Here is a 6877-nt window from a genome sequence, read left to right as displayed (position 1 = left end):
CCCCCTGCAACGCTTGACAACTATAGAAGGGTCAACAAATGCGAGTCAGTTGGGCGGGTGGGCCGGGTTGGGCGGGTGGGCAGGGTGGGTTCGGTGGGCGCGGCGCGCTAGATCAGGCCCTGTGCCAGCATGGCGTCGGCGACCTTCACGAAGCCGCCGATGTTGGCACCCAGGACATAGTTGCCCGGGGCGCCATATTCCTCCGCGGTTGCGGCACAGCGATCGTGGATGCCCACCATGATTTCCGTCAGGCGGGCTTCCGTGTGTTCGAAGGACCAGGAATCGCGGCTGGCGTTCTGCTGCATCTCCAAGGCCGACGTTGCTACGCCACCGGCGTTGGCCGCCTTGCCCGGGGCAAACAGGATGCCTGCGTCCTGGAAAACGGCAACGGCTTCACGGGTGGAGGGCATGTTGGCGCCTTCGGCGACTGCCAGCAGGCCGTTGCTGACGAGCTTGGCCGCTGCGTCGCCGTCGAGCTCGTTTTGAGTCGCGCACGGCAGGGCAACGGTACCGTTGACACCCCAGACCGAGCCACCGGCCACATAACTGGCGCCCCGGCGTCGCTCCGCGTATTCAGTGAGGCGGCCCCGTTCAATCTCCTTGATCTGGCGGAGCAGCGCGACGTCGATGCCAGCCTCGTCAACCACATAGCCCGCCGAGTCGGAACAGGCCACCACGGTGGCGCCAAGGGCCTGGGCTTTGGCGATGGCGTAGATGGCCACGTTTCCCGAACCGGAGACCACGACGCGTTGGCCATCGAAAGACCGGCCCTTGGTCTTGAGCATCTCCTGGGCAAAGATGACCGTGCCGAAACCAGTGGCTTCCGGACGGACCAGGGAGCCGCCCCACGACATTCCCTTGCCAGTCAGCACACCCGACTCATAGCGGTTGGTGATGCGTTTGTACTGGCCGAACAGGTAGCCGATCTCGCGGCCTCCCACACCGATGTCGCCGGCAGGAACGTCCGTGTATTCGCCGATGTGGCGGTACAACTCGGTCATGAATGACTGGCAAAAGCGCATGATTTCGGCATCGGAGCGGCCACGGGGATCGAAGTCAGAGCCGCCCTTGCCGCCACCGATCGGCATGCCTGTCAGGGCATTCTTGAAGATCTGCTCGAAGCCGAGGAACTTGACGATGCCCAGGTAGACCGAGGGGTGGAAGCGCAGTCCACCCTTGTAGGGGCCCAAGGCTGAATTGAACTCGACGCGGAAACCACGGTTGACGTGAACGCGTCCGGCGTCGTCGGTCCACGGGACGCGGAAGATGATTTGGCGCTCCGGTTCGCACAGGCGCTCAAGGACAGCGCCCTCGAGGAATTCCGGGTGCCGGTCATGTACCGGGCCAAGGCTTTCGAAGACCTCGGTGACGGCTTGGTGAAATTCCAGCTCGCCCGGGTTCCGCGCCAAGACGGTGTCCCGGACTGCTTCCAGCCTCGAATCCATGTGACTCCCTACAACTTCTGCGCCGAACGGCGGATCTGAAACGACCCCGCCATGCTCGCATCAGACGCGCGCCAATCTCCATCCGAACCGATTACGACCAAGCAGCACGTCGAACAATTTCCCGGCGAAGTCGGCATCTTTTGCCGTCGAAAAGGACCAATGACCCAGGAACAGATCCTCGCGAAGCCAGCCGTCCCACAACTTCAGAAAGGCGGCACTAGATCCGAAGGGCTGCGCCAGCGGACCTCCGGCCCGGCCCATGACTCTGAAAGTGGCGGGGATCGCGCACGGCCACAAAGGTTGCAGGGACTTCCCGGACCAACATCGGGCAGAAGCCAATCGCGGCGTAAACGGGATCACGCCAACTTGCCGCTACTTCTTCCGCCCGAACTTCGGCAGGTTGGGCAGGTTCGGCAGGTTCGCCAAGAGGTCCGCAGCCTTGGTTGCGGCACGGCCAACCGTGCGGCCGATCTGCTGCGGCCTGGTGTCGTCGATTCCGGCGGCGGCAGCAACAGCTCCGGTGGCGGGAGCGGCTTCAGGCGAGCGCTCGACGTCGGTGCTCGCCGGAGAAACGACGATCGGCTCGCCGTCGGTCTGGTTCCGCGCGGCATCCGGCTGGCCCGTGGCGCCCTGGCCTGCCGTGCGTGGCCGGGGGGTACGGGACGGGGTAGCGGCTTCGGCCGCGGGCTTGGCCGGACCGACGTCGAACGTCTCCAGCCAGCTGGCAACGCCGGCGAGCGGCTTCGGGTTCAACGCGTAATAGCGTTTCTGTCCCTGCGCGCGCATGCTGACGAGATCCGCCTCGCGGAGTACCTTCAAATGCTTTGAGATGGTGGGCTGGCTCGCTGCGAGCTCCTCCACCAGTTCCCCCACAGCCTTATCCCCAGAGCGGAGGGAAACCAGAATGTCACGCCGGGTTGCCTCAGCAATGACGGCAAATACGTCGTCAGTCACCATGCCTCCCACCCTAGCGACATATACGCCAAAAGGCATCAACTATTTCGCATATGCGCGCGGCGTTGACCCAGCCTTGCGCGGCCGGCCGAGCAGCTATCAGTCGAACCAGGGATCCAGACCGTAAAGCGGAAAGATTTCCTTGCGGGTGGCGATGATGGTGCGGTCCACGGCGTCAGCCGGGTCATAGCCGACCTCCCACGAACGCCACCATGTGTCCACGCCGTCGCCCATGAGTTCGGGAACCGTATCCCCGTACTTTTCCCTGACATGGCTCCGGAAAGCCTCCGGAACCGGAGCCGTCAGCTGGACAGGATGTTGGGCCACGATGCCGATCAAATGGCTCCACGTCCGCGGTACCACTCCCGTGATGTCGTACCCCCCTCCCCCGGTGGCGATCCAACGGTTTTCGCAGAACCTGGCGGCGAGGCCCGCGACGGCGTTGGCTGCCTCGCGCTGGCCGTCCACGCTCAGGTTGAGGTGCGTGAGGGGATCAAGTTTGTGGGAGTCGCAGCCGTGCTGGCTCACAATGACTTCAGGTTCAAAGGCCTGCACGAGTTGGGGTACCACGGCATGGAAGGCGCGCAACCACCCTGCGTCCCCCGTCCACGCAGGCAACGCCACGTTGACGGCCGTCCCCAGGGCGTCCCGGCCGCCGATCTCGTTGGCGAATCCCGTTCCCGGGAACAGCGAGAGCCCGCTTTCGTGCAGGGAAATCGTCAGGACCCTGGGGTCGTTCCAGAAGATGCTCTGGGTGCCGTCGCCGTGGTGGGCGTCGACGTCGATGTACGCGACCCGCCGGACACCGCCGTCGAGCAGCCTCTGCACGGCGAGAGCGGCGTCGTTATAGATACAGAAGCCGCTGGCCCGCTCTCGGGAGGCATGGTGAAGGCCGCCGCCGAAGTTGACGGCCCGGACCGCGGTCCCGGACAGGATCGCCTCGGCCGCGAGCAAGGATCCTCCGGCGAGCCGGGCGCTGGCCTCGTGCATCCCTGCAAACGCTGGATCATCCTCGGTGCCGAGCCCGCGTTCCGGGTCCGGCGTCGTCGGATCTTCGCTTGAACGCCGCACCGCGGCGACATATTCGGCGCTGTGCACTGCCAGGAGTTCGACGTCGGACGCGACCTCAGGCGCTTGGACGGACACATGCTCCAGGTCGAAAAGTCCGAGCGCCGCGGCGAGCCTGGCCGTCAGCTCAAGCCGCGCGGGGGCCATCGGGTGCGAGGGACCGAAATTGTATGCGGTCATGGCGAGATCCCACGCCACCGTCGTTGGCAGCGGGGACGGACGGAGGCCTGCCCAGGAAGTCATCAATGACAGGCTACCCGAGCGGCGGAACGCACCTGCCCCGTTACAGCGGGCGATTAGTGGTTTACTACTCAGGAAAGCAGAATCAATCGACCAGAAGCGAACAGCACTGCCATGACTCAAAGCCAGTCGAGGTCCCTAGACCCGGCCAGCTGGCAAACCGTCCAGCCGGAGCGGGGAGGCCTGTGGATTTTCACGGGTATCCGCGACTTCATCGACAACATCGCCAACTCCTCACCGGCCCGATTGGCGCTCACGGCGTACGTCTTCGCGATTCTCTTGTTCACCGGCCTGCTTTCCCTGCCGGCGGCATCGGCCGACGGTGCGGTCACTCCCATCCACCAGGCCCTGTTCACCGCTGTCTCGAGCGTGTGCGTGACCGGTTTGACGGTTGTGTCGACGGCGACGCACTGGACCTTCTTCGGCCAGCTCGTGATTCTCGTCGGCATCTTCGTCGGCGGATTGGGAACCCTGACACTCGCCTCCCTCCTGGCGCTCATGGTCAGCAAACGGCTCGGTGTGAGGGGCAAGCTCATTGCCCAGGAGGCCATGAACAACGCCGGGCGCTTGGGCGAAGTGGGTACATTGTTGCGGATCGTCATCTCGACGTCCGTGACCATCGAGGCCGTCCTGGCCATCGCGATGATTCCCCGGTTCCTGACGCTCGGCGAGGACTTCTGGCAGGCCGTCTGGCACGGAGTCTTCTACTCGATCTCTTCCTTCAACAATGCCGGTTTCACACCCCATTCCGACGGAATCGTGCCGTACGAGACCGACCTGTGGATTCTCGTGCCGCTCATGCTTGGAGTGTTCCTCGGCAGCCTCGGCTTTCCGGTGATGCTGGTGCTCCGGCGGCACGGCCTGAATTGGAGGAAGTGGAGCCTCCACACCAAGCTGACCATCCAGGTTTCCCTGATCCTCCTCATTGCCGGCGCAGTCCTCTGGGCCTTGATGGAGTGGGACAACACCAACACCATCGCCAACATGAGCGTCGGCGACAAGATCACGCATTCCCTTTTCGCCTCGGTCATGACGCGCTCCGGTGGCTTCAACCTGGTCGACCAGGGGCACATGGATTCGACCACGAGGCTGCTGTCGGACGCGCTCATGTTCGCCGGCGGCGGTTCGGCGTCGACGGCCGGCGGCATCAAGGTGACAACCATCGCGGTCATGTTCCTCGCCATCGTCGCTGAGGCGCGTGGCGACGACGACGTCAAGGTCTACGGCCGCACGATCCCCGAGGGCACCATGCGGGTAGCCATCTCGGTGATCGTCGCCGGCGCCACCTTGGTATGCGTATCCGCATTCCTGCTGTTGGCCATCAGCGGCGCCAGCCTGGACCGGGTACTCTTCGAAACCATTTCAGCCTTTGCCACCGTGGGACTCAGCACGAACCTCAGCGCGGAACTGCCGCCGGCGGGGGTCTACGTCCTCGCCGCCCTCATGTTCGCCGGCCGCATCGGCACCATAACCCTTGCCTCCGCCCTGGCCCTCCGCCAGCGCAGGCAGCTATTCCATTACCCGGAAGAGAGGCCGATCATTGGCTAATTCAACAGGCGCCCCCAACCGGCCGGCGCACAACGCGCCCGTGCTGGTGATCGGCTTGGGCCGATTCGGTGCAGCCACCGCCGAGCAGCTCGTCAAGCAGGGACGCGAAGTCCTGGCCATCGAGCGGGACCGCACGCTCGTCCAGAATTGGGCTTCCGTGCTGACCCATGTCGTCGAGGCGGACGCCACCAACATCGATGCCCTCCGCCAGCTCGGCGCGCAGGAATTCAGCTCCGCCGTAGTGGGTGTGGGAACCTCGATCGAGTCCTCGGTGCTCATCACGGTGAACCTCGTGGATCTGGGCATCGAACACCTCTGGGTGAAAGCGATCACGGCCTCACACGGCAAGATCCTCACGCGCATCGGCGCCAACCATGTCATCTACCCCGAGGCCGACGCCGGAGTGCGCGCAGCACACCTGGTCTCGGGGCGCATGCTGGACTTCATCGAGTTCGACGACGATTTCGCCATCGTGAAAATGTACCCGCCCAAGGAAACCGTGGGCTTCACGCTGGATGAGTCCAAGGTCCGTTCCAAGTACGGCGTGACCATTGTTGGCGTGAAATCCCCGGGCGAAGACTTCACCTACGCCCGGCCGGACACGAAGGTCTCCGGCCGCGACATGCTGATTGTGTCAGGGCACGTGGACCTCCTGGAACGGTTCGCTGCGCGGCCGTAGCTGCGGTGCGAGGAACTAAGCCAGCTGCTGTGTGATCTCCGCGGCCCGGGCCGCTGCGGCGCGGGCTCCGTCGGCGATGATCGCGGGTAGTCCGCCGTCGTTGAAGGCCGCGATGGCGCGTTCGGTGGTGCCGTTGGGGCTGGTCACGGCAATGCGCAGGGCCGTGGGGTCTGCTCCGGGCTCAGCGAGCATAAAACCGGCACCGGCCACAGTCTCGCGGGAAATCATGAGCGAGAGTTCGGGATCCAGGCCAAGTTCGACGCCGGCCGCAGCCATGGCCTCAGCCAGGTAGAACGCGTATGCGGGGCCCGAGCCGCTGATGGCGGACAGGGCATCCACCTGGTCCTCGGGGATTTCCACGACCGTGCCCGCGGCAGCGAGGATGTCCTTGGCCTGCTGGAGCTGCTCGGGGGTGCAGTTGGTCCCGGGCGAAACGGAGACTACCCCGCGTCCCAGCTTGGCGGGCGTATTGGGCATCGTGCGGATGACCGGCTGGCCCGCCGGCAGGGCAGCTTCCAGCTGGGCGATGGACACGGCCGCGGCAACGCTGATCACGATGGTGTTCTTGGCCAGCGACGGTGAGATTTCGCGGGCGAGATCGGCAATGCCCACAGGCTTGACACCCAGGATGACAACCGAAGCGCCCTTCGTGGCCAGCTTGTTGTTGTCTGGTTCCTCGGCCCCGGCGATGGTCATGACATGGTGGCGCTCGGCCAGTTCGGCGGCGCGTTCTGCGCGGCGTACGGTGGCGACGACGTCCGAGGGATCCGTTCCGGCAGCCAACAGGCCCCCCAGAATGGCCTCGTTCATGGACCCACAGCCAAGGAATGCGATTCGGTTGCTCATGGCTCCATGATGCCAGTTCAGCTGCTCCGCTGCAGAACCAATGCAGGACCGTCCAGGGGCGCCGAGGATTCCCAGCTAGTTCCCAAGATTATTGCAG

Annotated in this window: 6 protein-coding genes; 2 read left to right on the top strand and 4 right to left on the bottom strand. The window is 64.7% G+C overall.

The features are described 5' to 3' along the window. Positions 1 to 107: 107 nt before the first annotated feature. The 3 genes from gdhA to QRN51_RS13565 all read right to left on the bottom strand — a co-directional run bounded on the left by gdhA (position 108) and on the right by QRN51_RS13565 (position 3710). Positions 108 to 1445, bottom strand: a complete 1338-nt coding sequence (gdhA, locus tag QRN51_RS13575; RefSeq protein ID WP_284990365.1) for an NADP-specific glutamate dehydrogenase — start codon at positions 1443 to 1445, stop codon at positions 108 to 110. Positions 1446 to 1817: 372 nt separating this feature from the next. Beyond that, a complete protein-coding gene (locus tag QRN51_RS13570; protein ID WP_284990364.1) occupies positions 1818 to 2402 on the bottom strand; it encodes an ArsR/SmtB family transcription factor in 585 nt (194 codons plus the stop codon). A 96-nt stretch (positions 2403 to 2498) separates the two neighbouring features. Next, positions 2499 to 3710, bottom strand: coding sequence for an acetoin utilization protein AcuC (locus QRN51_RS13565; RefSeq protein WP_284990363.1), 1212 nt, complete (start codon positions 3708 to 3710; stop codon positions 2499 to 2501). A gap of 111 nt (positions 3711 to 3821) precedes the next feature. Between QRN51_RS13565 and QRN51_RS13560 the strand changes: the two genes are divergently transcribed. Beyond that, positions 3822 to 5255, top strand: coding sequence for a TrkH family potassium uptake protein (locus QRN51_RS13560; RefSeq protein WP_284990362.1), 1434 nt, complete (start codon positions 3822 to 3824; stop codon positions 5253 to 5255). 40 nt (positions 5256 to 5295) lie between these two features. After that, entirely contained in the window at positions 5296 to 5934 is a 639-nt protein-coding gene (locus QRN51_RS13555; protein ID WP_171983496.1) for a potassium channel family protein, read from the top strand. 15 nt (positions 5935 to 5949) lie between these two features. On the opposite strand, the gene proC is transcribed toward QRN51_RS13555, so the two are convergent. After that, positions 5950 to 6780 (bottom strand): pyrroline-5-carboxylate reductase, encoded by an 831-nt coding sequence (gene proC / locus QRN51_RS13550; protein ID WP_284990361.1) that lies wholly within the window; start codon positions 6778 to 6780, stop codon positions 5950 to 5952. Positions 6781 to 6877: the final 97 nt, after the last annotated feature.

Source organism: Arthrobacter sp. efr-133-TYG-120 (assembly GCF_030209785.1).
Lineage (GTDB): Bacteria > Actinomycetota > Actinomycetes > Actinomycetales > Micrococcaceae > Arthrobacter.
This window is presented reverse-complemented; position numbering and strand designations above follow the sequence as displayed.